Source organism: Arenimonas caeni, assembly GCF_003024235.1.
Lineage (GTDB): Bacteria > Pseudomonadota > Gammaproteobacteria > Xanthomonadales > Xanthomonadaceae > Arenimonas > Arenimonas caeni.
The window spans coordinates 249,164-272,227 of the sequence record NZ_KZ679084.1 but is presented as its reverse complement, the minus strand read 5'-3'; the positions used below and the strand labels follow the sequence as shown (position 1 = coordinate 272,227).

The 23,064-nt window shown below is 72.4% G+C and carries 24 protein-coding genes and 1 pseudogene; 11 read left to right on the top strand and 14 right to left on the bottom strand.

What is annotated here, in order from left to right; all coding sequences use genetic code 11:
- Nucleotides 1–30 precede the first annotated feature (30 nt).
- Both C6N40_RS01370 and C6N40_RS01365 read right to left on the bottom strand, forming a co-directional pair.
- The gene (locus tag C6N40_RS01370; RefSeq protein WP_106989205.1) at nt 31–1,053 is read right to left on the bottom strand and encodes a TIGR00266 family protein; all 1,023 of its coding nucleotides are present in this window, start codon (nt 1,051–1,053) and stop codon (nt 31–33) included.
- A gap of 28 nt (nt 1,054–1,081) precedes the next feature.
- Nucleotides 1,082–1,732 (bottom strand): DUF533 domain-containing protein, encoded by a 651-nt coding sequence (locus tag C6N40_RS01365; protein ID WP_106989204.1) that lies wholly within the window; start codon nt 1,730–1,732, stop codon nt 1,082–1,084.
- 144 nt (nt 1,733–1,876) lie between these two features.
- Here C6N40_RS01365 and C6N40_RS01360 point away from each other — a divergent pair, with 144 nt between their 5' ends.
- From C6N40_RS01360 to C6N40_RS01340, 5 genes are read left to right on the top strand one after another with little or no spacing between them, the layout of a single operon-like run.
- Nucleotides 1,877–2,260, top strand: a complete 384-nt coding sequence (locus C6N40_RS01360; RefSeq protein WP_106989203.1) for a diacylglycerol kinase — start codon at nt 1,877–1,879, stop codon at nt 2,258–2,260.
- An 18-nt stretch (nt 2,261–2,278) separates the two neighbouring features.
- Nucleotides 2,279–3,004, top strand: a complete 726-nt coding sequence (locus C6N40_RS01355) for a TerC family protein (protein WP_106989202.1) — start codon at nt 2,279–2,281, stop codon at nt 3,002–3,004.
- A gap of 4 nt (nt 3,005–3,008) precedes the next feature.
- Nucleotides 3,009–3,902, top strand: coding sequence for a prolipoprotein diacylglyceryl transferase (lgt, locus tag C6N40_RS01350; RefSeq protein ID WP_106989201.1), 894 nt, complete (start codon nt 3,009–3,011; stop codon nt 3,900–3,902).
- Nucleotides 3,902–4,696 (top strand): thymidylate synthase, encoded by a 795-nt coding sequence (locus C6N40_RS01345; protein WP_106989200.1) that lies wholly within the window; start codon nt 3,902–3,904, stop codon nt 4,694–4,696. The genes lgt and C6N40_RS01345 overlap by 1 nt, the downstream gene beginning before the upstream one ends.
- 20 nt (nt 4,697–4,716) lie before the next feature.
- Nucleotides 4,717–5,208, top strand: coding sequence for a dihydrofolate reductase (locus C6N40_RS01340; protein ID WP_106989464.1), 492 nt, complete (start codon nt 4,717–4,719; stop codon nt 5,206–5,208).
- A gap of 320 nt (nt 5,209–5,528) precedes the next feature.
- Here C6N40_RS01340 and C6N40_RS01335 read toward each other — a convergent pair whose 3' ends face one another.
- The 10 genes from C6N40_RS01335 to C6N40_RS01290 form a co-directional block, all read right to left on the bottom strand.
- Nucleotides 5,529–6,032 (bottom strand): hypothetical protein, encoded by a 504-nt coding sequence (locus C6N40_RS01335; protein WP_106989199.1) that lies wholly within the window; start codon nt 6,030–6,032, stop codon nt 5,529–5,531.
- Between the two features lie 17 nt (nt 6,033–6,049).
- Entirely contained in the window at nt 6,050–6,895 is an 846-nt protein-coding gene (locus C6N40_RS01330; RefSeq protein WP_106989198.1) for a symmetrical bis(5'-nucleosyl)-tetraphosphatase, read from the bottom strand.
- The gene (apaG, locus tag C6N40_RS01325; protein ID WP_106989197.1) at nt 6,895–7,272 is read right to left on the bottom strand and encodes a Co2+/Mg2+ efflux protein ApaG; all 378 of its coding nucleotides are present in this window, start codon (nt 7,270–7,272) and stop codon (nt 6,895–6,897) included. The genes C6N40_RS01330 and apaG overlap by 1 nt, the downstream gene beginning before the upstream one ends.
- A gap of 9 nt (nt 7,273–7,281) precedes the next feature.
- Nucleotides 7,282–8,106 (bottom strand): 16S rRNA (adenine(1518)-N(6)/adenine(1519)-N(6))-dimethyltransferase RsmA, encoded by an 825-nt coding sequence (gene rsmA, locus C6N40_RS01320; RefSeq protein WP_106989196.1) that lies wholly within the window; start codon nt 8,104–8,106, stop codon nt 7,282–7,284.
- On the bottom strand, nt 8,103–9,086 hold the full coding sequence (pdxA, locus tag C6N40_RS01315) for a 4-hydroxythreonine-4-phosphate dehydrogenase PdxA (protein ID WP_106989195.1): 984 nt from the start codon (nt 9,084–9,086) through the stop codon (nt 8,103–8,105). The genes rsmA and pdxA overlap by 4 nt, the downstream gene beginning before the upstream one ends.
- A 4-nt stretch (nt 9,087–9,090) precedes the next feature.
- Nucleotides 9,091–10,392, bottom strand: coding sequence for a peptidylprolyl isomerase (locus C6N40_RS01310; RefSeq protein WP_106989194.1), 1,302 nt, complete (start codon nt 10,390–10,392; stop codon nt 9,091–9,093).
- 27 nt (nt 10,393–10,419) lie between these two features.
- Entirely contained in the window at nt 10,420–12,654 is a 2,235-nt protein-coding gene (gene lptD, locus C6N40_RS01305) for an LPS assembly protein LptD (RefSeq protein ID WP_162782011.1), read from the bottom strand.
- A gap of 71 nt (nt 12,655–12,725) precedes the next feature.
- Nucleotides 12,726–13,643 carry a histone deacetylase family protein gene (locus C6N40_RS01300; protein WP_106989192.1) on the bottom strand — a complete coding sequence of 306 codons (918 nt, stop codon included), beginning with the start codon at nt 13,641–13,643 and terminating at the stop codon, nt 12,726–12,728.
- Nucleotides 13,644–13,645: 2 nt separating this feature from the next.
- Nucleotides 13,646–14,200 carry a cob(I)yrinic acid a,c-diamide adenosyltransferase gene (locus C6N40_RS01295; RefSeq protein WP_106989191.1) on the bottom strand — a complete coding sequence of 185 codons (555 nt, stop codon included), beginning with the start codon at nt 14,198–14,200 and terminating at the stop codon, nt 13,646–13,648.
- 7 nt (nt 14,201–14,207) lie between these two features.
- A complete protein-coding gene (locus C6N40_RS01290; protein ID WP_106989190.1) occupies nt 14,208–14,792 on the bottom strand; it encodes a hypothetical protein in 585 nt (194 codons plus the stop codon).
- 96 nt (nt 14,793–14,888) lie between these two features.
- On the opposite strand from C6N40_RS01290, the gene ubiH reads away from it, so the two are divergent.
- The gene (gene ubiH, locus C6N40_RS01285; RefSeq protein ID WP_106989189.1) at nt 14,889–16,100 is read left to right on the top strand and encodes a 2-octaprenyl-6-methoxyphenyl hydroxylase; all 1,212 of its coding nucleotides are present in this window, start codon (nt 14,889–14,891) and stop codon (nt 16,098–16,100) included.
- Nucleotides 16,097–17,275 carry an FAD-dependent oxidoreductase gene (locus C6N40_RS01280; protein ID WP_106989188.1) on the top strand — a complete coding sequence of 393 codons (1,179 nt, stop codon included), beginning with the start codon at nt 16,097–16,099 and terminating at the stop codon, nt 17,273–17,275. The genes ubiH and C6N40_RS01280 overlap by 4 nt, the downstream gene beginning before the upstream one ends.
- Before the next feature lie 4 nt (nt 17,276–17,279).
- Here C6N40_RS01280 and C6N40_RS01275 read toward each other — a convergent pair.
- Together C6N40_RS01275 and C6N40_RS01270 are read right to left on the bottom strand one after the other, a co-directional pair.
- Nucleotides 17,280–17,804 (bottom strand): annotated as a pseudogene (locus C6N40_RS01275) (2'-5' RNA ligase family protein); the annotation flags it as partial.
- A 37-nt stretch (nt 17,805–17,841) separates the two neighbouring features.
- Nucleotides 17,842–19,344: an aminotransferase class III-fold pyridoxal phosphate-dependent enzyme gene (locus C6N40_RS01270; protein ID WP_106989186.1), complete on the bottom strand. Its 1,503-nt coding sequence runs from the start codon at nt 19,342–19,344 to the stop codon at nt 17,842–17,844.
- 235 nt (nt 19,345–19,579) lie between these two features.
- Between C6N40_RS01270 and C6N40_RS01265 the strand changes: the two genes are divergently transcribed.
- Genes C6N40_RS01265 through C6N40_RS01250 form a run of 4 tightly spaced genes read left to right on the top strand, consistent with a single transcriptional unit; the run spans nt 19,580 to nt 23,045 of the window.
- Complete coding sequence (locus C6N40_RS01265; RefSeq protein ID WP_106989185.1) at nt 19,580–20,515, top strand: ABC transporter ATP-binding protein; 936 nt, start codon at nt 19,580–19,582, stop codon at nt 20,513–20,515.
- Nucleotides 20,512–21,273, top strand: coding sequence for an ABC transporter permease (locus C6N40_RS01260; RefSeq protein ID WP_205208517.1), 762 nt, complete (start codon nt 20,512–20,514; stop codon nt 21,271–21,273). Before C6N40_RS01265 ends, C6N40_RS01260 begins: the two co-directional genes overlap by 4 nt.
- A 36-nt stretch (nt 21,274–21,309) precedes the next feature.
- Entirely contained in the window at nt 21,310–22,446 is a 1,137-nt protein-coding gene (locus C6N40_RS01255) for a sensor histidine kinase (RefSeq protein WP_106989183.1), read from the top strand.
- Nucleotides 22,443–23,045, top strand: a complete 603-nt coding sequence (locus C6N40_RS01250; RefSeq protein WP_106989182.1) for a response regulator transcription factor — start codon at nt 22,443–22,445, stop codon at nt 23,043–23,045. The genes C6N40_RS01255 and C6N40_RS01250 overlap by 4 nt, the downstream gene beginning before the upstream one ends.
- Nucleotides 23,046–23,064 lie beyond the last annotated feature (19 nt).

Below are 23,064 nucleotides of genomic sequence, written 5' to 3'. Positions count from 1 at the left end.
GTGCGCAGCGCCATCTTCCGCGACGGGTGATCAGAAGCCGCGGTCACCCGAGATGATGCCGCCGAGGCCGCCGAGCACCGAGCCTTCGCCCTTGCTGCCGCCCTTCTGGTAGGCCGCGGCCATCATGCGGCCGGCCAGGCGCGAGAACGGCAGCGACTGCAGCCAGACCTTGCCCGGGCCGGTGAGGGTGGCCAGGAACACGCCCTCGCCGCCGAAGATCATCGACTTCACGCCGCCGACCGGCTTGATGTCGAAGTTCACCGAGGCCGTCATCGCCACCACGCAGCCGGTGTCCACGTCCAGGCGTTCGCCGGCCGTGAGCTCGCGCTCCATGATGGTGCCGCCGGCGTGCACGAACACCAGGCCGTCGCCGGTGAGCTTTTGCATGATGAAGCCCTCGCCGCCGAACAGCGCCGTCATCACCTTCTTCTGGAAGTGCAGGCCGATCTCGACGCCGCGCGCGGCGCACAGGAAGCTGTCCTTCTGCGCGATGATCGTGCCGCCGTAGTTCGACAGCGTCATCGGCACGATGGTGCCGGGGTAGGGCGCCGCGAAGGCCACCCGGGCCTTGCCGGCGCCACCGCCGTGGGTGAAGACGGTGGTGAACAGGCTCTCGCCGGTGATCAGGCGCTTGCCGGCACCGACCAGCTTGTCCATGAAGCCGCCGCCGGCAGTGCCGGACGAGCCGTCGCCGAACACGGTCTCCATGCTCACGACCGCGTCCTTGTACATCATCGCGCCGGCCTCGGCGACGGCGCTCTCGCCCGGGTCGAGCTCGACTTCGACGAACTGCATGTCCTCGCCGAAGATGCGGTAATCAATGACGTCGGCGCGCTGGCCCGCGCGCGCGGCGGCCGGCGGCGGCACCGGCGCGGGCAGGTTGCCCGGCGCCGATTCGGCGCGCAGCTCGGCGCAGGCGCTGATCGGGATCCACTCGGCGAAACCCTGGCGCCAGCAGTGGCCGCTGGGGTCCTTGCCGGCCTGGGCAACGGCCGCGGCCTGGTCGAGCGGGCCCATCTGCTGGCCGTTGTAGCTCAGGTACCACTGGTGCATGGCGTCGTCTCCGTGGGAATGGGGGGAATCAGGAATCCAGGCCCAGGCGCGCGTGGACCTCGCGCCGGCCGGCCTCGTCGAGCCCGAGCTCGCCGGCCAGGCGGTCGAGGAAGGCGCGCTCCTCGGCGGTGTCGGCGGTGATCGCCACCAGGGCGGCGCCGTAGGTTTCGGCGCGCAGGGCCCGCGGCGTGCGCGCGACCAGCTGTTCAAGCGTGAAGGGCGCGCGGATCTCGGCTTCGAGCGCCTCGAGCTCCTCCGGGTCCAGGCCCGCGGCGCGGGCCCGGTCGAGCAGGGCGCCGCGCTCGTCGCCGTCGATCAGGCCGTCGGCGTGGGCGGCGGTGATCATGGCGCGCAGCAGGTGCATGGCCTGTTCGGTGCGCAGCGCCACGTCGGCGGCCGGCGGCGGCGGCGGCGGGGCGGCGACCCCGGGCGGCGGGGGCGGGGGCACGGCCGCGCCCGGGCCGGACAGCGGCTGCGGCGCCGCGGCCGGCGATTTTTGCTGGTAGTGCTCGTAGGCGGCCATGGCCACGCCCAGCAGGCCCAGGCCCACGGCGGCCTTGCCGCCGCCGCCCAGCCCGGGGATGCCGAAGGACTGCTTGCGGCGCTTGCGGCTGCCTCCCAGCTGGCCCCCGAGGGCCTGGCCCATCAGCTGCCCCAGCAGGCGTTCGGCGTTGAACATGGCGGGCTCCACTCGATTCGATCGTAATAGTCTGCCGATGGTGCGGGCGGCCGCCACAGTGCACAAGGTCAGGGCGCCCGCAGGGCGGCCCGGGCGGCCGGATATGGCAGAATTACGCACTTACGAGTCCGGATGTGCCACCGAATGGCCGACAGTTTTGGCAGCCACGCTCCCCGCAGCCCCTTTCGCGCTTGGCAGGCCTTCCTGTGGTCGATGCAGGGCCTGAAGGCCACCTGGGCCCTGGAGTCCTCGTTCCGGCTCGAGATCTACCTGTTCGCTGTGCTGGCGCCGCTGGCGCTGTGGCTGGGCGCGGACGGCGTCGAGCGCGCCATCCTGGTCGGCTCGATGATGCTGGTGCTGGTGATCGAGGTGCTCAACTCCGCGGTCGAGGCGGTGGTCGACCGCTGGGGCGCCGAACACCACGAACTGGCCGGCCGCGCCAAGGACATGGGCTCCGCCGCCGTGTTCCTGGCCGACCTCAATGTCCTGGCGTGCTGGGGCCTCATCCTGCTCCCGCGCTATCTCTGACTCTCACCGGATCCCGACATGGAATGGTTGTTCAGCACTGAAATCTGGGTCGCTTTCCTGACCCTGGCCACGCTCGAGATCGTCCTGGGCATCGACAACCTGGTCTTCATCTCGATCGCCGTCAGCCGCCTGCCGCCCGAGCAGCGCCCGCGCGCGCGCCGCTTCGGCCTGGCCCTGGCCTGCATCACCCGCATCCTGCTGCTGCTGTCGCTGGTGGCCCTGGCCCGGATGCAGGCCAACCTGTTCTCGCTGTTCGGCATGGATTTCTCCGTGCGCGACATGGTGCTGATCGCCGGCGGCCTGTTCCTGCTGGTCAAGGGCACGATGGAGATCCACGACTCGGTCGAGGGCGGTGGCGAGGAGGAGGACGTGGGCGCCAGGCCCTCGGCGGTGTTCGGTTACGTCATCGCCCAGATCGCCATCATCGACATCGTGTTCTCGCTCGACTCGGTGATCACCGCGGTGGGCATGGTCGACCACCGCGGCGTGATGGTGGCGGCGATCCTGGCGGCGGTGGGCGTGATGCTGCTGGCCGCCAACCCGATCGGCGACTTCATCGACCGCCACCCGACGGTGAAGATGCTGGCGCTGAGCTTCATCATCCTGGTCGGCGTGGCCCTGGTGGCCGACGGCTTCGATTTCCACATCGACCGCAAGTTCCTGTACTTCGCCATGGCCTTCTCGGCCGGCGTGGAGACGCTGAACATCCTGTCGAAGCGAAAGCGCCCACAAAAGGGGGGCTGAGCCGGTGACGATCCTGCACGACATCGACCCGCTGGCCCTGCGCCTGCCGTTCTGGCCGAACGGCATCCACTGGTACGGCCTGATGTACGGCCTGGCCTTCCTCACCGCCTGGTGGCTGGGCCGGCGCCGCGTGCGCGACGGCCGCCTGCCCGGCACCAACGACGAAGGCTTCGGCGACCTGCTCTTCTACGGCATGCTCGGCGTGGTGCTCGGCGGCCGCTTGGGCTACGTGCTGTTCTATTCCTTCGACGCCTTCCTGGCCGACCCGCTGATGCTCCTGCGCATCAACGAGGGCGGCATGAGCTTCCACGGCGGCCTGCTCGGCGTGCTGGTGGCCGCGGCCTGGTGGACCCGGCGCCAGAAGCTGCATTTCTTCCACACCGTCGATTTCGTCGCGCCCATCGTGCCCTGGGGCCTGGGTTTCGGCCGGCTGGGCAACTACATCGGCGGCGAACTGTGGGGCAAGCCCACCGGCGGCGACTGGGGCGTGGTGTTCCCGGCCAGCCTGCCGGCCGACTACGCGGCGCTGCCGGCCGAGCAGCTGCGCCAGCTGCACGCCAGCGGCGCGCTCGACGCCTTCGCGCGGCATCCTTCCCAGCTCTACCAGGCGGCGCTCGAGGGCCTGGTGATGGGCGTGGTGCTGTGGCTGTACTCGCGCAAGCCGCGGCCGCGCTACGCGGTGTCGGGCCTGTTCGCGCTGCTCTACGGCGCCTTCCGGTTCGCGGTGGAGTTCGTGCGCGAGCCCGATGCCCACATCGGCTACCTGGCCTTCGGCTGGCTGACGATGGGCCAGCTGCTGTCGCTGCCGCTGGTGGCGCTGGGCCTGTTCCTGCTGTGGCTCTCGCGCCGCTCGCCGACGCTCGCGCCGGTGCCGCCGCCGGCCCCGGAGAAAACCTGATGCAGCCCTACCTCGACCTGCTCCGCCACGTGCTCGAACACGGCAGCGAGAAGGCCGACCGCACCGGCACCGGCACCCGCTCGGTGTTCGGCTGGCAGATGCGCTTCGACCTGCGCGAAGGTTTCCCGCTGGTCACGACCAAGAAGCTGCACCTGCGCTCGATCATCCACGAGTTGCTGTGGTTCATCCGCGGCGAGACCAACATCGGCTACCTCAAGGAAAACAAGGTTTCGATCTGGGACGAGTGGGCCGACGAGAACGGCGAGCTTGGCCCGGTCTACGGCAAGCAGTGGCGCCACTGGACCGGCAGCGACGGCCGCGAGGTCGACCAGCTGCGCTGGGTGGTCGATGAAATCCGGCGCAACCCGGATTCACGCCGGCTGATCGTCAGCGCCTGGAACGTGGCCGAGCTGCCGCAGATGGCGCTGATGCCCTGCCACACGCTGTTCCAGTTCTACGTCGCCGACGGCCGGCTGAGCTGCCAGCTCTACCAGCGCTCGGGCGACATCTTCCTCGGCGTGCCGTTCAACATCGCCAGCTACGCGCTGCTCACGCACATGGTGGCGCGCCACTGCGGGCTGGAGGTGGGCGACTTCGTGCACACGCTGGGCGACGCGCACCTGTACTCGAACCACGTCGACCAGGCCCGCGAGCAGCTGGCGCGCGCGCCGCGGTCGCTGCCGAAGCTGGTGCTGGCGCCCGGGGCCACCGACCTGTTCGCGATGCGCTACGAAGACATCGCCATCGAAGGCTACGACCCGCACCCGGCCATCAAGGCGCCGGTGGCGGTGTGATCGCGCCGGCCGCGCCGCGCCTGGCCCTGCTGGCCGCGCTCGACCGCGGCAACGGCATCGGTCGCGGCAATGCGCTGCCCTGGCACCTGCCCGACGACCTGCGCCGCTTCAAGGCGCTAACGCTCGGCAAGCCGCTGCTGATGGGCCGCAAGACCGCCGAGTCGCTGGGCCGCGCGCTGCCGGGCCGGCGCAACCTGGTGCTGACGCGTTCAGGCCGCGTGCCCTTCGAGGGCATGGAGGCGGTCGCCTCGCTCGACGAGGCGCTGGCGCGGGCCGCCGGCAAGCCGCTGATGGTCATCGGCGGCGGCGAGGTCTACGCCCTCGCACTGCCCTTCGCCACCGACCTGCACCTGAGCCACGTCGACACCCTGGTGCCCGACGCCGACGCCTTCTTCCCGCGCTTCGACCCCGCGGCCTGGCAAATCACCGCCCGCGAGCCTCACTCCGCCGACGCCCGCCACGCCCACGCCTTCGAGTTCATCGACTACCAACGCCCCTCGCCCCAGGCGTAGGCGCCCCTTACGGCGCAAGTCTTCCGTGGGAGGGCCTTTTGCTTTCTGGCTCCTGCTTTACTGCCGGCCTCGATGATCTATGGAGGAGGTGGCGTGCGTTCGCCCCGGCCGACCGTCGGCGACATGGATGTCGCTGACGAGCCCCCATGGATGGGTTCACGGCGCGTCGGTCGGGGCGAATGCACGCCGCCTCCACCCGCGCAGGTCATGAGTCGCCGCGCTTGAGGCCGGGGCAGTCGGGCCTGAAGGCCCTCCTACAGAAGACCCAGGGGCAAAAGATTCGCGCCTGAAGGCGCTCCTGCAGGGAGCGCCGGGGTGGGTCAGTTCAGGGCGTAGTCGGCGTTTTCGCCGCGCTCGAAGTGGCGCAGGGCGCGCAGGTCCTTTTCGAGCTCGATGTAGCGCACCGCCTTGTCCATGGTCAGGCGGGCGCGGACCAGGCGGGCGAGGGTGGACTCGAGCAGGTCGGCCTCGTCGGCCTCCAGCGCCAGCAGCTCCTCGGCGAAATCCTCGCGGTCGCCATCGTCGAAATCGTTGGCGGCGATGCGCTCGTCGCGGCGGGCGTGCAGCGCCGCGCGCTTGGATTCAAGGTTGGCCAGCCCGGCCTGGAACGCGTCGTAGGCCGGCCAGAACGCCGCCGCTTCCTCGGGCGTGAGCTTGAGCTGGCGGGCCATGAAGATCTGCTTGCCGGGCGCGACGGCGGCCTGCAGCGACTGCAGCTTGCCGAGGGCGCGGGCGTCCTGCGCCGCGCGGCCCGCGTCCTGTGCCAGCGCCAGCCCGGGCAGCAACAGCGCCGCGGCCAGCAGGAAGCTCGGGAATCGGTTCATCGCGGTTCTCCTCTGTTTCAATCGTCGCCCCGGGGCGTCGTGTCGGGCGGATCGCGGCCCGGGACCTGGTGCAGGCGCAGTTCGGGGCCCAGCTCCATTGCCGTCAGCTTGCCACCCCAGATCGCGCCGGTGTCGATGCCGTACACGCCCAGGCCCATGAACAGGCCCAGCGTGGACCAGTGCCCGAACACCAGCGGCAGTTCGCGCGGCGCGTGGCCCGGCACCGAGAACCACGGGTACATGCCCGGGCGCTGCGTGCCCGGCCGGCCCTTGTCCTCGAAGCCGATGCGGCCGCCCGGCGTGCAGTAGCGCATGCGCGTGAAGATGTTGATGATCGCGCGCATTCGTTCCGGCCCGGCCAGCTTCGGGCTCCAGGCCGGCTTGTCGCCGTACATGTTCTTGACCAGCTTGAAGAAGCCGTCGCCGCGCAGCTTTTCCTCGACCTCGCGGGCGCGCGCCTCGGCCAGCGGGATCGTCCACTTCGGCGCCAGGCCGGCGTGCACCATCGCGAAGCCCAGGGTGCGGTCGACGTGGAAGAGCTTTTGCTGGCGCAGCCAGCCCACCAGCACGTCGGCGTCCTCGGCGAACAGCACGCGCTGCAGGTCCGGGTTGACCTTGCGCTTGTCGGCTTCGCGGCGGGTGGAGATGGCCAGCAGCGAGAGATCGTGGTTGCCCAGCACGATGGTGCTGTGGATGGCCAGCGAGTGCACCAGGCGCAGGGTTTCGAGCGACTGGCCGCCGCGGTTGACCAGGTCGCCGCAGAACCACAGGCGGTCGGCGGCGGGGTCGAAGCGGATCTTCTCCAGCAGCCGCTGCAGCGCGTCGTAGCAGCCCTGGACGTCGCCGATGGCGTAGGTGGCCATCAGTGCAGGGTCCTGGGGATCGACAGCGTGAAGGGCGCGATCTCGGCGTCGAAGCGGGTGCCGTCGTCGGCCAGCATCTGGTAGCTGCCCTGCATCGTGCCCAGCGGCGTCTCGAGCACGGCGCCGGAGGTGTATTCGAAGCTTTCGCCCGGGCGCAGCCAGGGCTGTTCGCCGACCACGCCTTCGCCGCGCACTTCCTGCACCTTGCCGTTGGCGTCGGTGATCAGCCAGTGGCGGCTGATCAGGCGCGCGGGCACGTCGCCGGCGTTCTCGATGCGGATGGTGTAGGCGAAGACGTAGCGGTCGTCCTCGGGAATCGACTGGTCTTCGAGGAATCGGGTGGCGACGACCTGGATGGCGTGCTGCGGCGTGTCCATGCCGCCATTCTACGCAGGACGGCGGCCCGGGGGCAGCGCGGCGAGATGGTTGGCCAGGCGCTTGAAATCGGCCACCTCCACCTGCTCGGCGCGGGCCTCGGGGAGCAGGCCCGCTTCGGCGATGTCCTCGCCGCTGCAAACCTGCTGCAGCGCGTTGCGCAGCGTCTTGCGGCGCTGGCCGAAGGCGTCGCGCACCACACGCGCGAACAGCGCGTGGTCGACGATGCCGATGGCGTCGGCCGGCAGCGGCATCAGGCGCACCACGGCCGAATCGACCTTCGGCGGCGGCCTGAACGCCCCCGGCGGCACGTCGAACAGCGCCTCGACGCGGCAGTAGGCCTGCAGCATCACGCCCAGGCGGCCGTAGACCTTGCTGCCCGGGCCGGCGGCCATGCGGTCGACCACTTCCTTCTGCAGCATGAAGGTCATGTCCTGCACCGCGGCAGCGTGGTCGAGCGCGTGGAAGAGGATGGGCGAGGAAATGTTGTAGGGCAGGTTGCCGACCAGGCGGATCCGGCTCGTTTCGTGCCCGTCGTCGGCCGCCAGCTTGCTGAAGTCGACCTGCAGCACGTCCTTGTGGATCACCGTCAGGCGGCCGACGCCCTCGCTCGATTCCATCAGCGGCGTGATCAGGTCGCGGTCGAACTCGATCACCGTCAGTTCGCCGTGCCGGCGCAGCAGCGGCAGGGTGATGGCGCCCTGGCCGGGGCCGATCTCCACCAGCCGGTCGCCGGGCTTGGGGTCCACCGCCAGCACGATCATGTCGATGTAGCGGCGGTCGACCAGGAAGTGCTGGCCCAGGTTTTTCTTGGGTGGTGCCTTGAACGCGCTCATGCCGGCAGTCTACGCGCCGCCAGCCGGCTGCACAGGTCCACCGCGGCGAGCAGGCTCGAGGGATCGGCGCGGCCGCTGCCCGCCAGGTCCAGCGCGGTGCCGTGGTCGACCGCCACGCGCGGGTAGGGCAGGCCGAGGGTGATGTTCACCGCCTGCTCGAAGCCGGCGTGCTTGAGCACCGGCAGGCCCTGGTCGTGGTACATGGCCAGCACGGCGTCGAAACCGGCCAGCTTCGCCGGCAGGAAGGCGGTGTCGGCCGGCAGCGGGCCCTCGAGCCGCAGGCCTTCGGCGCGCAGGCGCTCGAGGCAGGGCGTGATGACCTCGATTTCCTCGCGGCCCAGGTGGCCGCCCTCGCCGGCGTGCGGATTCAGGCCGAGCACGGCGATGCGCGGCGTGGCCAGGCCGAAGTCGCGCACCAGCGCCGCGTGCAGCACCCGCAGCACGCGTTCGAGCCCGGCGGCGGTGATCGCATCGGGCACCTCGCGCAGCGGCAGGTGGGTGGTGGCCAGGGCCACGCGCAGGCTCGGGTTGGCCAGCATCATCACCACGTCGGCGCCGGCCTGGGCGGCCAGCAGCTCGGTGGTGCCGGAATAGGGGATGCCGCCGGCATTGATGCTGGCCTTGTGCACCGGGCCGGTCACCAGGCCCTGGCATTCGCCGTGCAGGCAGGCCGCGGCGCCGAGCGTGAGCGCTTCGATGACGGCGGCGGCATTGGCCGGGTCCGGCTCTCCGAAACGGACGGGGCGGGCCTGGGGCACCGGCCGGATCGCCAGTTCGCCCGGGCCGCAGGGCTGGCCGGGTTCGCGCAGCCTCAGCGGCAGGCCGAGCGCGCGCGCGGCGGCCTGCAGGGTGTCGGGGTCGGCGTAGGCCAGCAGCTCGGCGGCATGCGCCTGCTGGGCCAGCCTGACGCAGAGTTCGGGTCCGACGCCGGCCGGCTCACCCGGGACCAGGGCCAGTCGCGGGCGGGCCGGGGTCGTCATCGGTTCAGGGCGCCGGCAGGCGGCTCTCGACGTAGGCTTCCGAGCGCAGCTGGCGCAGGAAGCGTTCGTACTCTTCCTCGGACTTGCGCTGGGCGATGATCTCGCGGGCCTGGTTGCGCCGGTTCTGCTCGGTCACGTCCTGCTGGCGGGAGCCAAGGCGACGGATCAGGTGCCAGCCCACGTCGGTCTGGAAGGCCTCGGACAGCTGGCCGTCCTGCAGCTGCATCAGCTGGTTGCCGACCGCCGTGCCCCAGGCATTGACCTGGAACCAGCCCATGTCGCCGCCGTCGCCGCGGCTCAGGGTGTCGTCGGAGTGCTCGCGGGCCAGGGCGCCGAAGTCTTCGCCGGCGACGATGCGCGCGCGCAGTTCTTCGATCTTGGCGCGGGCGGCCTCGGAGGTGACGGTGGGCGTGGTGCGCACCAGGATGCCCAGGGCGTTGTACTCGGTGATGGTCTGCACGGACTGCGCGCGGGTTTCGACCAGCTGGATCAGCTGGAAGCCGCCCGGGCCACGCACCGGCTCGCTGACCTGGCCCGGCTGCAGCTGCTGGATCAGGCCCACCAGCGCCGGCGGGATGGCGTCGAGCTGGCGCCAGCCGATCTCGCCGCCCTCGAGCGCGTTCTGCGCGTCGGAATAGCGGATGGCCGCGGCGGCGAAGTCGATCTCGCCGCGCTCGATCAGGCTCTTGATGTCGCCGGCCTTCTTGTTGGCGGCGGCCACCTCGTCCGGCGTGGCGCCGTCGGGCAGGGCCACGATGATGTTGGCCAGGCGCACTTCCGGGCCACCGATCTCGCGCACGGCCAGCAGCTGGTCGACCTCGGCCTCGCTGACCTGCACGCGGCTCTGCACGTAACGCTGGCGCATGCGCTCGATCATCATTTCCTCGCGCAGGCCGGTGCGGAACTCTTCGTAGCTGATGCCGTCGGCGGCAAGGCGCTGGCGCAGCTGGTCGCCGGTCATGCGGTTGCGCGAGGCCACCGATTCGATGGCCTGGGCGAGCTCGCCGTCGCTGATGCGCACGCCCGAGCCGCGGGCGCGGTTGAGCTGCAGGCGGTCGAGCACGAGGCGGTCGAGCACCTGGCGCTCGAGCACCGGCCGCGGCGGCAGCTGGCCGGGCTGGCTGGCGTACTGGGCCTCGATGTTCGCCACGGCGCGCCCGAGTTCGCTGCGCAGGATCACGTCCTCGTCCACCACGGCGACGATGCCGTCCACGGTCGTGGTGCCCTGGGCCGCGGCCGGGGCCGGCAGCAGGGCGGAGGAGACGGCCAGCAGGGCGGCCAGGACGGGGGTGAAGGCGGTTTTCATGCGTTGCGTGGCTCCGGCGCCGGGGTCTCAGCGCGAATAGTCAAGAATAGCATCATCGAGCAGCCGCTCCGTGTTGCGGCCGAAGCTGCCGACGCCGTTGAGTTCGATCTCAAGGTAGATGCCCGTGCTCTGCTCGTCGCTGAATTCGCGCAGGTAGCGCCGGCCCAGGACCCGCACGGCCACGCAGCAGCTCTTCCACTCCACGCCGCCCATGGCCTCGAGGCTGCGGCGGTCGAGCAGGGAGTAGTTCCAGCGGCCCAGCAGGGTCCAGTTCCCGCCCACCGGCAGCACGAAGGACAGGTCGGCCTGTTCGAGCAGGTCGGTGCGGTAGCGGTAGGCGGCGTTGACCAGGCCGCGGTCGCCGAACCGCCACTGGCCGCGCACGGCCGACAGCTGGGTGCGCACGGCGTCCGGGTCCCACTGGTGGGCCACGCCCAGGCTGAAGCGGTCGCTGGCCGACCAGCTGGCCTCGGCCACCCAGGCCGAGCCGTCGTCCGACAGCGCCCCCGCGCCGGGCACGGTCACCCGCGGCGCCTCGAAATAATGGATGCGGCCCAGGCCCAGGCTGAGCAGTTCGCGGCCGTCGTCGGCCGAGAGCACCCGGGTGGTGAGCGCCGCGGTGACCTGGTTGGCATCACCCTGGCGGTCGCCGCCGGCGAAGCGGTTGCTGCGGAACAGGCCCGGCCAGGAGAAGGTCAGCGGCTGGGTGTCGAATAGCGGCAGCTCGTCCTGGTCGCGGTAGGGCGAGTAGAGGTAGTACAGGCGCGGCTCGAGCGTCTGCACCAGGCCCTTGCCGCCCCATTCGAAGCTGCGGTCGAAGAAGGCGCCCATGTCCAGGCTCATCACCGGCAGGCTGCGGACCGGGCTGTCGTCGCCGCCCGGCGGCACCAGGCTCTGGTCGATCGAGTAGGCGGTGTAGCGCCAGGACAGGCGCGGCGTGGCGAACCAGGCGGCGCCGCCGAAGGGCATCTCCAGGTACGGCTGCAGGTCGATGCGGTTGCCGCCGCCGCGCAGCTCGTCGTCGAAGCGCACGGCCTCGGCATCCAGGCCCAGCTCGAGCCACTCGGCGAACGGCCGCTGCCAGCGCAGGCGGGCCGACGGCAGGCGCCGGTAGGGCAGCTGCAGCTCGCTGGCGATCGGGCTGGCCACCTGCCAGCGCTCGGCGAGCAGCTCGGCTTCCCAGGATTCGCCGCGGCCGTACAGGCCCATCGTGCTGCGCAGCTGGGTGATGGTGGTGTCGCGCAGCGAGCCGCCGAAGTCGCTGAAGTAGAAGTCGTCGCTGACGTGGTTGAGATCGGCGCGGAAGGACCAGTTCGCCGAGAGCCGGTCGGAATGGCGCCAGCGCACGAGGCCGCGGTCGATGCCGGCCAGGTCGTCGCCGGGCAGCCAGGTGCCCTCGAGCGTGCCGCGGGCGTCCGTGCCGCCCAGGTAGCGGAACTCGGCGCCCAGCATCAGGCCGCGGTCGGACAGCCAGCGCGGCTTGAGCGTGGCGTCGTAGTTCGGGGCGAGGTTGAGGTAGACCGGCTGCTCGTACTCGAAGCCGTTGCGGTCGTCGTGGCCGATGGTGGGGCTGAGCAGGCCGCTGCGGCGGCGGTCGTCGGTGGGGAAGCTCACCCAGGGCAGCCACAGCACCGGCACGCCGCCCACGCGCAGGGTGGCGTTGCGGGCGGTGCCCGTGCCGCTTTCCTGGTCGACGTCGATGCGCGAGGCGCTGAATTCCCACTGGCGCTGCGCCGGCGGGCAGGTCGAGTAGCTGCCGCCGGTGAGCGTGCCCTGATCGCCGCGCAGTTCGACCACGTCGGCATGGCCGTTGCCGGCCTGGGCATTGAACTGGTACTGCACGTCCTCCAGCCGGACCACGTCGCGGGCCAGGTCGCCCTGGGCGCGGCCCGCGCCCAGGCGCATCGAGCGGTCCTGGTAACGCACGGGACCCTCGGTGTGGAAGCGCTCGCTGCCGTGTTCGTAGGTCAGCTTGTCGGTGCCCAGCCAGCGGTCGCTCTGCTGCAGCTCGACCTCGCCGGTGAGCACCGTGGTCTGCTCGCCGCTGACGTCCAGGGCCAGCGCGCTCACGTCGGTGGGCTGGCCGGCGCGGTCACCGGCCTTGCCGGCGGCATCCGCGGCCGGGCGATACATCGGCAGCGTCGAGGTGTCCGGGCAGAGCGCCCATTCGGCGGGGATCCCGGCGGAGGCGGGTTCCTGGGCGCGGGCGGCGCAGGCCATGGCCAGGCAAAGCGGGAGCAGGCGAAGGGCTGGGCGGCGCACGGGGAATTCCGGGGAAAAGACGCGATAGCTTCGCCCATGCGCGGTGGCGGGGCAACACGCCGGACCGGGATTCAGGCGGCGTCGAGCAGGCCCTGCAGGTGGGCGACCGAACAGGCGCGCAGCGCGGCCAGGCTGTAGCCGCCCTCGAGCAGCGACACCAGCCGGCCCCCGGCATGGCGGCCGGCCAGCGACGCCAGTTCGCCCGACAGCCACTGGAAGTCCTCGGGTTCGAGCGACAGGTCGGCCAGCGGGTCGAGCCGGTGGCCGTCGAAGCCGGCCGAAACCAGCAGCAGCTGCGGGCGGAAGGCCTCGAGTTCGGGCAGCAGCCGTTCGCGCCAGGCCGCCCGGAAGCCCTGGCCTTCGGTGCCGGCCGGCAGCGTGGCGTTGGCCAGGTTGCCGACGCCGCGTTCCCCGGGTTCGCCGGTGTGCGGGTACAGCGCCGCCTGGTGCGAGCTGACGTACATCACCCGCGGGTCGGCGCTGAAGATGGCCTGGCTGCCGTTGCCGTGGTGCACGTCGAAGTCGGCGATGGCCACCCGGTGCAGGCCGTGCTCATGCACCGCGTGCGCCGCGGCCACCGCCACGGAATTGAACAGGCAAAAGCCCATGGCGATGCCCGCCGCGGCATGGTGGCCCGGCGGGCGCACGGCGCAGAAGGCCTGTCGCGCCTCGCCGGCCATCACCGCATCCACGGCGGCCACGGCGGCACCGGCGGCACGCAGCGCGGCGGCGGCCGAACCGGGCGACACCAGGGTGTCTTCGTCGAGCCGGCGCAGGCCCTCGGTGGGCACGTCGAGCACCGAGGCCACCAGCTCGCGGGTGTGCACGCGCAGCAGCATGTCGCGGGTGGCTTCCGGGGCCTGCCGCCACGGCAGCCCGGGGAACGCGGTGCGGACCGCGTGCAGCACGGCTTCCAGCCTGGCCGGGCACTCGGGGTGCCCCGGGCCGGGGTCGTGCTCGAGGCAGGCCGGGTGCGTGTAGAGCAGCACGCTCAGGCCTTGCGGCGCTCGTGGTTCCAGATGACCTCGCCGTGGCCGCTGGCGCGCGCGAGCACGCGCGAGAGCACGAACAACAGGTCGGAAAGGCGGTTGAGGTAGCGGATGGCCTGCGGCCGCACGGCGTCGTGGTGCGAGAGCGTCACCGTCTCGCGCTCGGCGCGGCGGCAGATGGTGCGCGCCAGGTGGCAGTGCGCCGCGGCCATCCCGCCGCCCGGCAGGATGAAGTCCTTGAGCGGCGGCAGGTCGGCGTTGAAGGCGTCGAGCTGGTCCTCGAGCCGCTGGATGTCGGCGTCGTGGATGGCGGCGTGGCCGGGGATGCACAGCTCGCCGCCGAGGTCGAACAACTGGTGCTGCACGGCCACCAGCAGATGGCGCACGTCGTCGGGGAGCTCGCAGGCCAGCACCAGGCCGATGGCGCAGTTGGCTTCGTCGACGGTGCCGTAGGCGGTGACGCGGGCCGAGTCCTTGGCCACGCGGCTGCCGTCGCCCAGGCCGGTGGTGCCGTCGTCGCCGGTGCGGGTGTAGATCTTCGAGAGCCGGTTGCCCATGCCGACCTCAGCGCATGGCGCGGCGGGTGGTCGCAAGCTGGCCCAGGGCCAGGGCGGCGGCGTGCACCGCGGCGGCCAGGCCCGCGTACAGGGCGGTGGTGCCCAGGTAGGCGGGGAACCAGTCGGCGTAATTCCTGGCCCAGCCGGCGACGGTGGGGGCGGCGACCACGTCGCTCAGCCAGTAGAAACCGCCCTGGGCGAAGAAGTGGCAGACGGCCACGCCCAGCAGCACGGCCGGCGCCAGGCCGGCGAGCTGGCGCAGCGGCTTGCCTTCGCCGAAGCGGCGCAGGCCGGCGCCCGCCATCCACAGCGCGAAGTGCGCCGGCAGCAGCGCCCAGTAGCCCGGCGACATGCAGTAGTGGCTGAAGAAGCTGGCGCCGGTGCCGGTGATGACCACGTAGTCCACGGCCACGGCCAGCGCCATCAGCGCCGGGAAGGCCCAGCGCAGGCTGCCGGCCAGGTAGAAGCCGGCCAGCAGGAACACGGCCCAGGAGGCGTCGGGCACCGCGCCGAAGTGGTTCAGGCGGGTGGCGGCCATCAGCAGGGCGAGGGCGGCGAAGATGGCCGGGCGCGGGTACTGCGTCGAAGTCATGGGCGGGTTCCGGGAAGCGGTCGGGCTGGCCGGCAGTTTAGCGGAACCGGCGGGTCGCTGCGGCCGGGCTCTTGGGCGGGGGCGTATCATCGGCACATGCACGCAACGAACGGCTTCGACCACGACATCCTCATCCTCGGCGGCGGCCTGGTCGGCAGCGCGCTGGCCTGCGCGCTCGACGGCCGCGGCTGGCGCGTCGGCCAGGTCGAGGCCAGCCCGCCCCAGGCCGGTGCCCCCGGCTTCGACGAGCGCAAGCTCGCGCTGGCCGCGGCCAGCCTCAACGCGCTCGCGGCACTGGACGTGCTGCCGCGGCTGGCCACGCCGCCGGCGCCGATCCGGCGCATCCACGTCAGCCGCGCCGGCGACTTCGGCAGCGTGCGGCTGGATGCCGCCGAGCTTGGCCACCCGGCCTTCGGCGGGGTGGTGCTGGCGCGTGAGCTGGGCCAGGCCCTCGAATCGCGCCTGGCCGACGTGGCCGGGCTGGCGCGGCACCGCCCGGCCACGGTGGTGGCGGTGATGCCCGACCCGGACGGCCCGCGCGTGCGCATCCGCGGCGAAGACGGCGAGCGCGAGCTGCGCACGCGCCTGCTGGTGGCCGCCGACGGCAGCCGCTCGCTGGCGCGCACGGCGCTGGGCATCGGCGCCGTCGAACACGATTACGGACAGGTGCTGGTGGTCTGCAGCCTGGCCACCGAACGCGCGCCCGACGGCACGGCCTTCGAACGCTTCACCGACGAGGGCCCGGTGGCGCTGCTGCCGATGGCCGGTGGCCATTACGGCGCGATCTGCGGCGTGGCGCACGGGCATGCCGACGCGGTGCTGGCGATGGACGATGCCGCCTACGCCGACTACTTCCAGCAGCGCTTCGGCTGGCGGGCCGGGCGGGTGCGCCGGGTGGGCCGGCGCAGCGCCTATCCGATCGCGCGCGTGGTGGCCGACCGCCTGGTGGCGCCGCGCGCGGTGCTGGTGGGCAATGCCGCGCAGTCGATCCATCCGGTCGGCGCCCAGGGCTTCAACCTCGGCCTGCGCGACGCGCTGGCGCTGGCGCAGCGCCTGGACGGCGGCGACCCGGGCGAGGCCGCGCGCCTGGCCGACTACGCCGCGGCGCGCCGCGAGGACCGCGAGCGCACCCTGGCCTTCAGCGACGGCCTGGCGCGCGCCACCGCCAACGATTCCTTCCCGATGCACGTGGCCCGCTCGCTGGGCCTGCTGGCGCTGGGCCACCTGCCGGGCCTGGCGGCGCCGCTGGCCAGCGGTGCGATGGGTTTCCGCGGGCAGGTGCCGGTGCTGTCGCGGGGGCGCGCATGAGCCGCCAGACCTTCGACCTGGTGGTGGTCGGCGCCGGCGTGGTCGGCAGCGCCGCCGCGCTGGCGGCCGCGCGCGACGGCCTGCAGGTGGCATTGGTCGAGGCGCATCCGCCGAAGCCCTGGCAGGCCGCCGAGCCCGACCTGCGCGTGTTCGCCTTCGCCCCCGACAACGCCGCGCTGCTCGATGACCTGGGCGTGTGGAAATCCGTGCGCGAGGCGCGCGCCTGGCCCTACCGGCGCATGCGCGTCTGGGACGCCGCCGCCGGCGGCGAGCTGTGTTTCGACGCCGACGCGCTTGGCCACCCGGCCCTGGGCCACATCGTCGAGAACGGCCTGCTGGTGGACCGGCTCTGGGCGGCCTGCGGCCGCGAGGCCGGCATCAGCCTGCACTGCCCGGACAAGGTGGTGGCCATCAGCCAGGACGCGCAGCACGCCACGGTCACCCTGGCCGGCGGCAGCCAGCTGCGCGCGAAGCTGGTGCTGGGCGCCGACGGCGCCGCCTCGAAGGTGCGCCAGCTCGCCGGCCTCGACGCCGAGGCGCATGACTACGGCCAGCGTGGCCTGGTGGCCTACGTCGAAACCGAACTGCCGCACCAGGACACCGCCTGGCAGCGCTTCCTGCCCACCGGCCCGCTGGCTTTCCTGCCGTTCGCCGACGGCCGCTGTTCCATCGTCTGGAGCCTGCCCGAGGCGGAGGCGCAGCGCCTGCTGGCCGCCGATGAAGCCACTTTCCTGCGCGAGCTCACCCGCGCCTTCGATGCGCGGCTGGGCGACGTGCGCTCGGTGTCGGCCCGCGCCGCCTTCCCGCTGCGCCGCCAGCTGGCGAAGGACTGCGTGGCCGGCCGCATCGCGCTGGCCGGCGACGCCGCGCACGTGGTGCACCCGCTGGCGGGGCAGGGCGTGAACCTGGGCCTGCGCGACGTCTCCGCGCTGCGCGCCCAGTGGCGCGCCGCCGCCGCGCAGGGCGCCGACTTCGCCAGCCCGCACCGGCTGGCGCGCTGGGCGCGCGCCCGGCGCAGCGAGAACACACTGGCGGCGTATTCGTTCGAGGCCATCAACCGCGCCTTCAGCAATGACGCGCTGTTGCCCACGCTGCTGCGCGGGCACGTGCTGGGCCTGGCCGGCCGGCTGCCGCCGGTGGCGCGGCTGCTGTGGAGGCGCGCCGCCGGGGTCTAGGCCTTCAGCCGGCCGCGGCCAGCGGCCAGCGGTCCAGCTGCTCGTAGGCGAACCCGTCGAGCAGGTCGCTGCGCAGCAGGTGGAAGTCACGCACCGGCCAGCGCACCGGCGCAGGCAGCGGCGCATCCGGCCACGGCGGTTTCACGCCGCGACGCACGGTGACGTGCGGCACCCGTTCGCGGACGCCGCGCACCGCCACGGACTCCGCGGCCAGCTCGCGCTCCAGGGCGTCCCACAGCGCCTGCAGGCCCGGCGGCACGATGGTGCAGCCGAGGAAACAGGGCGCGCTGGCGATCGGGAAACTGCCGGCGCGGTCGAGCACCAGTTCGAAGGCCGGCGCCTGCACGCGCGCGGCGGCGCGGCGGGCGGCCGCGACCACGGCGCCGCAATCGGTGGGGTGTTCGCCCAGGAAGGGCAGGGTCAGGTGGTAGCGCGCCGGCGCGATGCGCCGGCCGCCGCCGGGGCCGGTTTCCAGGCCCGCGGTGGTGGCGGTGGTGGCCTCGCGCGTGGCCGCGTCGGGCCACAGCGCGAAGAAAAGACGGAAGCGCGCGGCGTCCGTGCCGGCCTCAGGCGGCCTCGGCCTGGCTCTTGCGCGGGCCGTGCAGCAGGGCGTGGCGGATCTGGTCGATGACCAGGTCGACTTCCTCGCTGGTGACCGCGAAGTGCGGGGTGAAGCGCAGCGAGTTGGTGCCGCCGTGGATCACGCCGATGCCGCGCTCGCGCATGTATTCCTCGGTCGAGCCGCTGCCGTAGCACTTGAACATCGGGTCGAGTTCGCAGGAGAACAGCAGGCCGGTGCCCTGCACCTTGGTGATCAGGCCGTTGCCCAGCTCGTCCTTGAGCGCGTTGAGCTTGTCGAGGAACTCCGCGCCGCGCTCGCGCACGTTGGCGCGCAGTGCCGGCGTGAGCTGGCCGAGCATCGCCGCGGCGACGTCGAGCGCGCGCGGGTTGGCGGTCATGGTGTTGCCGTACACGCCCTTGCGGTACAGGCCCGCGGCGCGCTCGTTCACCGCGAGCACCGACAGCGGGTACTGGCCGCCGTTGAGCGCCTTGGAATAGGTCTCCATGTCCGGCGCCTCCAGGCCCTCGAAGCCCGGGTAGTCGACGATCGACAGCACGCCGTGGGCGCGCAGGCCGGCCTGGATGGAGTCGACCAGCAGCAGGGTGCCGTGGGCCTTGGTGAGTTCGCGCGCGACGGCGTAGAACTCCGGCGGCACGGCGCGGCCCGGGTCGCCTTCGCCCATCACCGGCTCGAGGAACATGGCCTCGATGTACCAGCCGTTCTTGTCGGCGTCGGCGAAGACCTGCTTCAGGCCCTCGATCGAATACGGCTCGATGGTCAGCAGGTGGTCGCTGTGGTGCTGGTAGCTGGCCAGGTGCTGCAGGTAGGTCTTGCGCGAGGAGTCGGAGTACAGCGCCGGCAGTTCGGTGCGGCCGTGGAAGGCGCCCTTGACCGCGATGCGCTTGACCTTCTTGCCGGCGTGGCGGCCACCGGCGTCGGTGTGCAGCTTGGCGTTGACGTCGGCGATGCGGCCGGCCAGCGACACCGACTCCGAGCCCGAGTTCAGGCACAGGAAGCGCGCGTAGGGGCAGCCGCCGCGGGTGTGGCCGATCTCCTTGCGCAGCGCGCGCACGGCGCGCAGCTGCGACAGCGAGGGCGTCATGATGTTGGCCATCACCTGCGGGCTTGCCATGGCGTCGAGCAGCGGCGCCGGCGTGTGGCCCAGGCCGAGCATGCCGTAGCCGCCCGAGTCGTGGAGCACGGCGCCCTTGAGCGTGACCACCCAGGGGCCGCGGGCGGCGAGGGCGACATAGGGGTTGACCGCGTCGTCCGGGTAGAAGTTGACGAAGCCGGCCTGCACGGCGTCGATCTGCGCCTGCTCGTCGAGCTCGAGCAGGTCGGCGAACTCGGCCGCGATCGCGTCGTGCTGGGCGACGGCGGCCCGGGCGGCCTCGACCAGCTCGGGGAAGCGCGCGCCCAGGCGCTCGACGGTGGCGTCGTCCAGGCCACGGGTACGCACTGCGCCGCCATGGGCGCGCAGCGGCTTGAGGATCTCGATCAGGTTCATGGTGGTTCCTCCAACCCGAAACAAAAACGCGAGGAAGGCCCTCGCGCGTCGGGTCTTGCGTTGAAAATCAAAGACTTGTGGCGGATGTTACCACTGCGTCAAGAGGCGCGTAACCCCCGGGCGTTTGAATCGGGCGCTGGCCGGGTGACAGCTGTCAGGCGCCGCCGCTGACGCGCGCCACTGCCGGGCCCGGGCCCCGGCCCGGAGACTTCGGGCCACCGCCAGGAGGTGCCCGATGACCAGAACCACCCACTCCCCCACCGCCGCCGCGCGCCCCGTGCTGGCCCGGCTGGCCGGCGCCAGCAAGCGTTATGGCCAGGTCGCCGCCCTGGACCGGCTCGACCTGGCGGTGCACGCCGGCGAGGTGCTGGCGGTGCTCGGTGCCAACGGCGCCGGCAAGACCACCGCGCTGGGCCTGCTGACCGGCCGCATCGGCCCCGACGCCGGTGAGGCCGAGCTGTTCGGCCGCGACCCGCGCGACCCGGTCGCGCGCCGCGGCATCGGCGTGATGCTGCAGGACGGCGACCTGCCCGACACCCTGCGCGTGGCCGAGCACGTGCGCCTGTTCTCCAGCTACTACCCGGCGCCGCGGCACCTGGACGACACCCTTGCCCTGGCCGGGGTTTCCGACCTGGCCGGGCGCAGCTACGGCGTGCTCTCGGGCGGGCAGAAGCGGCGCGTGCAGTTCGCGCTGGCGATCTGCGGCCGGCCGCCGCTGCTTTTCGTCGACGAGCCCACGGTCGGTCTCGACGTCGAGGCCCGGCGCGGCTTCTGGGAGGTCATCCGGCGCCTGCGCGCCGAGGGCACGGCGATCGTGCTCACCACGCATTACCTCGAGGAGGCCGACGCGCTCGCCGACCGCATCGTGCTGATGGCCGGCGGCCGCCTGCTCGCCGACGATACGCCGGCGCGCATCAAGGCGCTGGCCGACGGCAAACGCGTGCTGGCGCGCAGCCGGCTCGACGCGGCGAGCCTGGCGGCCTGGCCGGAAGCCGACGGCGTGCAGGCCCGCAACGGCCGCCTGGAGGTTTCCACCCGCCAGCCCGAGGCCCTGCTGCGGCGCTGGCTGGCCGCCGACGAGCGGCTGTCCGACCTCGAAGTCCGCCCGCTGCCGCTGGAAGACGCGGTGCTCGCGCTCACCGCCCGCAATGCCCTGGAGAGAGCCGCATGAACATGTCCTTCGCCGCCCCCTCGCCCTGGCGCATCCACTCGCTGGAGGCCTGGTACGAACTGCTGCGCGTGCTGCGCACGCCGGCCTTCGCCATTCCCTCGCTGGCCTTCCCGGTGGTGTTCTACCTGCTGTTCGCCGTGCTGCTGCCGGGCAAGTGGGGCGAGTACCAGAAGTCCGCCTACCTGCTGGCCACCTACGGCGCCTTCGGCGTCATCGGGCCGGCGCTGTTCGGCTTCGGCGTGGGCCTGGCGATCGAGCGCGAGCGCGGCTGGCTCGAGCTCAAGCGCGTCTCGCCGATGCCGGCGCTGGCGTATTTCCTGGCCAAGATCGCCATGAGCCTGGTGTTCGGTTTCGCCGTGCTGTGCCTGCTGTCGGTCGCCGCGATCGGCTTCGGCGGCGTGCGCATCGCGCCGGCCGACTGGCTGCTGCTGGTGGCGGTGTTGCTGCTGGGCACGGCGCCGTTCTGCGCCCTGGGGCTGCTTATCGGCACCCTGGTCAAGGGCCAGGCGGCGGTGGCCATCGTCAACCTGGTCTACCTGCCGATGTCGGTGCTCTCGGGGCTGTGGATGCCGATCTTCGTCTTCCCGCCGCTGCTGCAGAAGCTGGCCGTGGCCTGGCCGTCCTGGCACCTGGGGCAGATGGCGCTGGGCGTGGTGGGGCAGGTGCCCGGCGTGGACTACGCCCTGCATGCGCTGGTGCTGGCCGGCACGACGATCGTGCTGCTGGCGCTGGCCACCTGGCGGCTGCGCCGGCTCTGAGCCGGGCCGGCCGACGATGCGCTAAGGTCGCGTCCCATGGAGCCCCGCGCCGCCCTGCCAGCCCCGGATACCCCGCCCGAGCGCGCCGATGACATCCACGACAGCCCGTGGGTCACCCTGGCCTACCTGCTGTTCGTATTCGTGCCGCTGGCCTTCTTGCCGCCCGGGGTCGGCCGCGCGCTGTTTGCCAGTCTGGTCGCCATCGCCCTGTTCGTGCCGCTGCACTTCCGCTTCTACCGCAGCGCCCCGCGCGAGCGGCCCTGGCTGGTGCTGGGCGTGGCGCTGGTCGGGCTGGGCCTGCTGCCCTTCAACCCGGGCGGCAACACCTTCTTGATCTACGTCTGCGGCATGTGCGCCTGGAGCTTCCGGCCGCGCGTGGCGGTGGCGGTATCGGTGGCCGGGCTGGCGGCGATGGCGCTGATGTTCGGCTGGGTGATGCCGTCCGCGAAGCTGGCCCTGGCCTGGTCGGGCATGGCCTCGATGGTCGGTGCCCTGGTGCTGGCCGGCAGCCTTTATTCGCGCGACAAGGCGCGGCGCAACGCCGAGCTGCGGCTCACGCAGCAGGAAGTGGCGCGGCTGGCGGCGATGGCCGAGCGCGAGCGCATCGGTCGCGACCTGCACGACCTGCTGGGCCACACGCTGTCGGTGGTGGCGCTCAAGAGCGAACTGGCCGGCCGGCTGGTGGACGCCGACCCGGGCGCGGCCAGGGCGCAGATGGCCGAAGTCGAGGCCGTGGCGCGGCAGGCGCTGGCGCAGGTGCGCGAGGCGGTGGTCGGCATCCGCGCCACCGGCCTGCAGGCCGAACTGGCGGCGGCGCGGCTGGCCCTGCTGTCGGCCGAGGTCCGGCTCGACCATCGGCTCGAGCCGATGGAACTGCCGGCCGAGGTCGAATCGGTGCTGGCGCTGGGCCTGCGCGAGGCGGTGACCAACATCCTGCGCCACGCCGGCGCCCACCGCGTCGAGGTCGAACTGGTGCGCGAGCGCGGCGGCATCCGCCTGGGCATCAGCGACGACGGCTGCGGCGGCGTGGGCGAGGCCAACACCGGCCTGGCCGGCATGCGCGAGCGACTCGCGGCCCTGGGTGGCCACCTGGAGATCGAGTCGGCGGCCGGCGCCGGTACGCGCCTGGGCCTGCACCTGCCCCAGACCGCGCTGCAGGGGCCGGCGCCGTGATCGGGCTGGTGCTGGCCGAGGACCAGGCCATGGTGCGCGGCGCCCTGGCGGCGCTGCTCGGGCTGGAGCACGACCTGCAGGTGCTGGCGCAGGCCGGCGACGGCGACGCCGCCTGGGAGGCGGTGCAGCAGCATCGCCCGGACCTGCTGGTGACCGACATCGAAATGCCCGGCCAGACCGGCCTGGACCTGGCGCTGCGCGTGCAGGAGGCTGGCCTGCCGACGCGGGTGGTGATCCTGACCACCTTCGCCCGCGCCGGTTACCTGCGTCGCGCGCTGGAGGCGGGCGTGCGTGGCTACCTGCTCAAGGACGCGCCGGCCACGCAGCTGGCCGCGGCGCTGCGCCAGGTGCATGCCGGCGGCCGCGCCATCGACCCGCAGCTGGCGGTGGCGGCCTGGGGCGAGGACGACCCGCTGACCGAGCGCGAGCGCCAGGTGCTGCGCCTGGCGGGCGAGGGCGTGAAGACCCTGGAGATCGCCGCGCGCCTGAACCTGTCCCCGGGCACGGTGCGCAACTATCTGTCGGAAGTCATCGGCAAGCTCGGCGCCGAGAACCGCATCGAGGCCTACCGCACCGCCCGCGCCAAGGGCTGGCTCTGAGTTCACGCGGACACAAGGA

Coding starts and splice junctions, on each gene's coding strand:
- C6N40_RS01370 (WP_106989205.1), bottom strand. CDS start 1,053: ATGCACCAGTGGTACCTGAGCTACAACGGCCAGCAGATGGGCCCGCTC.
- C6N40_RS01365 (WP_106989204.1), bottom strand. CDS start 1,732: ATGTTCAACGCCGAACGCCTGCTGGGGCAGCTGATGGGCCAGGCCCTC.
- C6N40_RS01360 (WP_106989203.1), top strand. CDS start 1,877: ATGGCCGACAGTTTTGGCAGCCACGCTCCCCGCAGCCCCTTTCGCGCT.
- C6N40_RS01355 (WP_106989202.1), top strand. CDS start 2,279: ATGGAATGGTTGTTCAGCACTGAAATCTGGGTCGCTTTCCTGACCCTG.
- C6N40_RS01345 (WP_106989200.1), top strand. CDS start 3,902: ATGCAGCCCTACCTCGACCTGCTCCGCCACGTGCTCGAACACGGCAGC.
- C6N40_RS01335 (WP_106989199.1), bottom strand. CDS start 6,032: ATGAACCGATTCCCGAGCTTCCTGCTGGCCGCGGCGCTGTTGCTGCCC.
- C6N40_RS01330 (WP_106989198.1), bottom strand. CDS start 6,895: ATGGCCACCTACGCCATCGGCGACGTCCAGGGCTGCTACGACGCGCTG.
- apaG (WP_106989197.1), bottom strand. CDS start 7,272: ATGGACACGCCGCAGCACGCCATCCAGGTCGTCGCCACCCGATTCCTC.
- rsmA (WP_106989196.1), bottom strand. CDS start 8,106: ATGAGCGCGTTCAAGGCACCACCCAAGAAAAACCTGGGCCAGCACTTC.
- pdxA (WP_106989195.1), bottom strand. CDS start 9,086: ATGACGACCCCGGCCCGCCCGCGACTGGCCCTGGTCCCGGGTGAGCCG.
- C6N40_RS01310 (WP_106989194.1), bottom strand. CDS start 10,392: ATGAAAACCGCCTTCACCCCCGTCCTGGCCGCCCTGCTGGCCGTCTCC.
- C6N40_RS01295 (WP_106989191.1), bottom strand. CDS start 14,200: ATGGGCAACCGGCTCTCGAAGATCTACACCCGCACCGGCGACGACGGC.
- C6N40_RS01290 (WP_106989190.1), bottom strand. CDS start 14,792: ATGACTTCGACGCAGTACCCGCGCCCGGCCATCTTCGCCGCCCTCGCC.
- ubiH (WP_106989189.1), top strand. CDS start 14,889: ATGCACGCAACGAACGGCTTCGACCACGACATCCTCATCCTCGGCGGC.
- C6N40_RS01280 (WP_106989188.1), top strand. CDS start 16,097: ATGAGCCGCCAGACCTTCGACCTGGTGGTGGTCGGCGCCGGCGTGGTC.
- C6N40_RS01270 (WP_106989186.1), bottom strand. CDS start 19,344: ATGAACCTGATCGAGATCCTCAAGCCGCTGCGCGCCCATGGCGGCGCA.
- C6N40_RS01265 (WP_106989185.1), top strand. CDS start 19,580: ATGACCAGAACCACCCACTCCCCCACCGCCGCCGCGCGCCCCGTGCTG.
- C6N40_RS01260 (WP_205208517.1), top strand. CDS start 20,512: ATGAACATGTCCTTCGCCGCCCCCTCGCCCTGGCGCATCCACTCGCTG.
- C6N40_RS01255 (WP_106989183.1), top strand. CDS start 21,310: ATGGAGCCCCGCGCCGCCCTGCCAGCCCCGGATACCCCGCCCGAGCGC.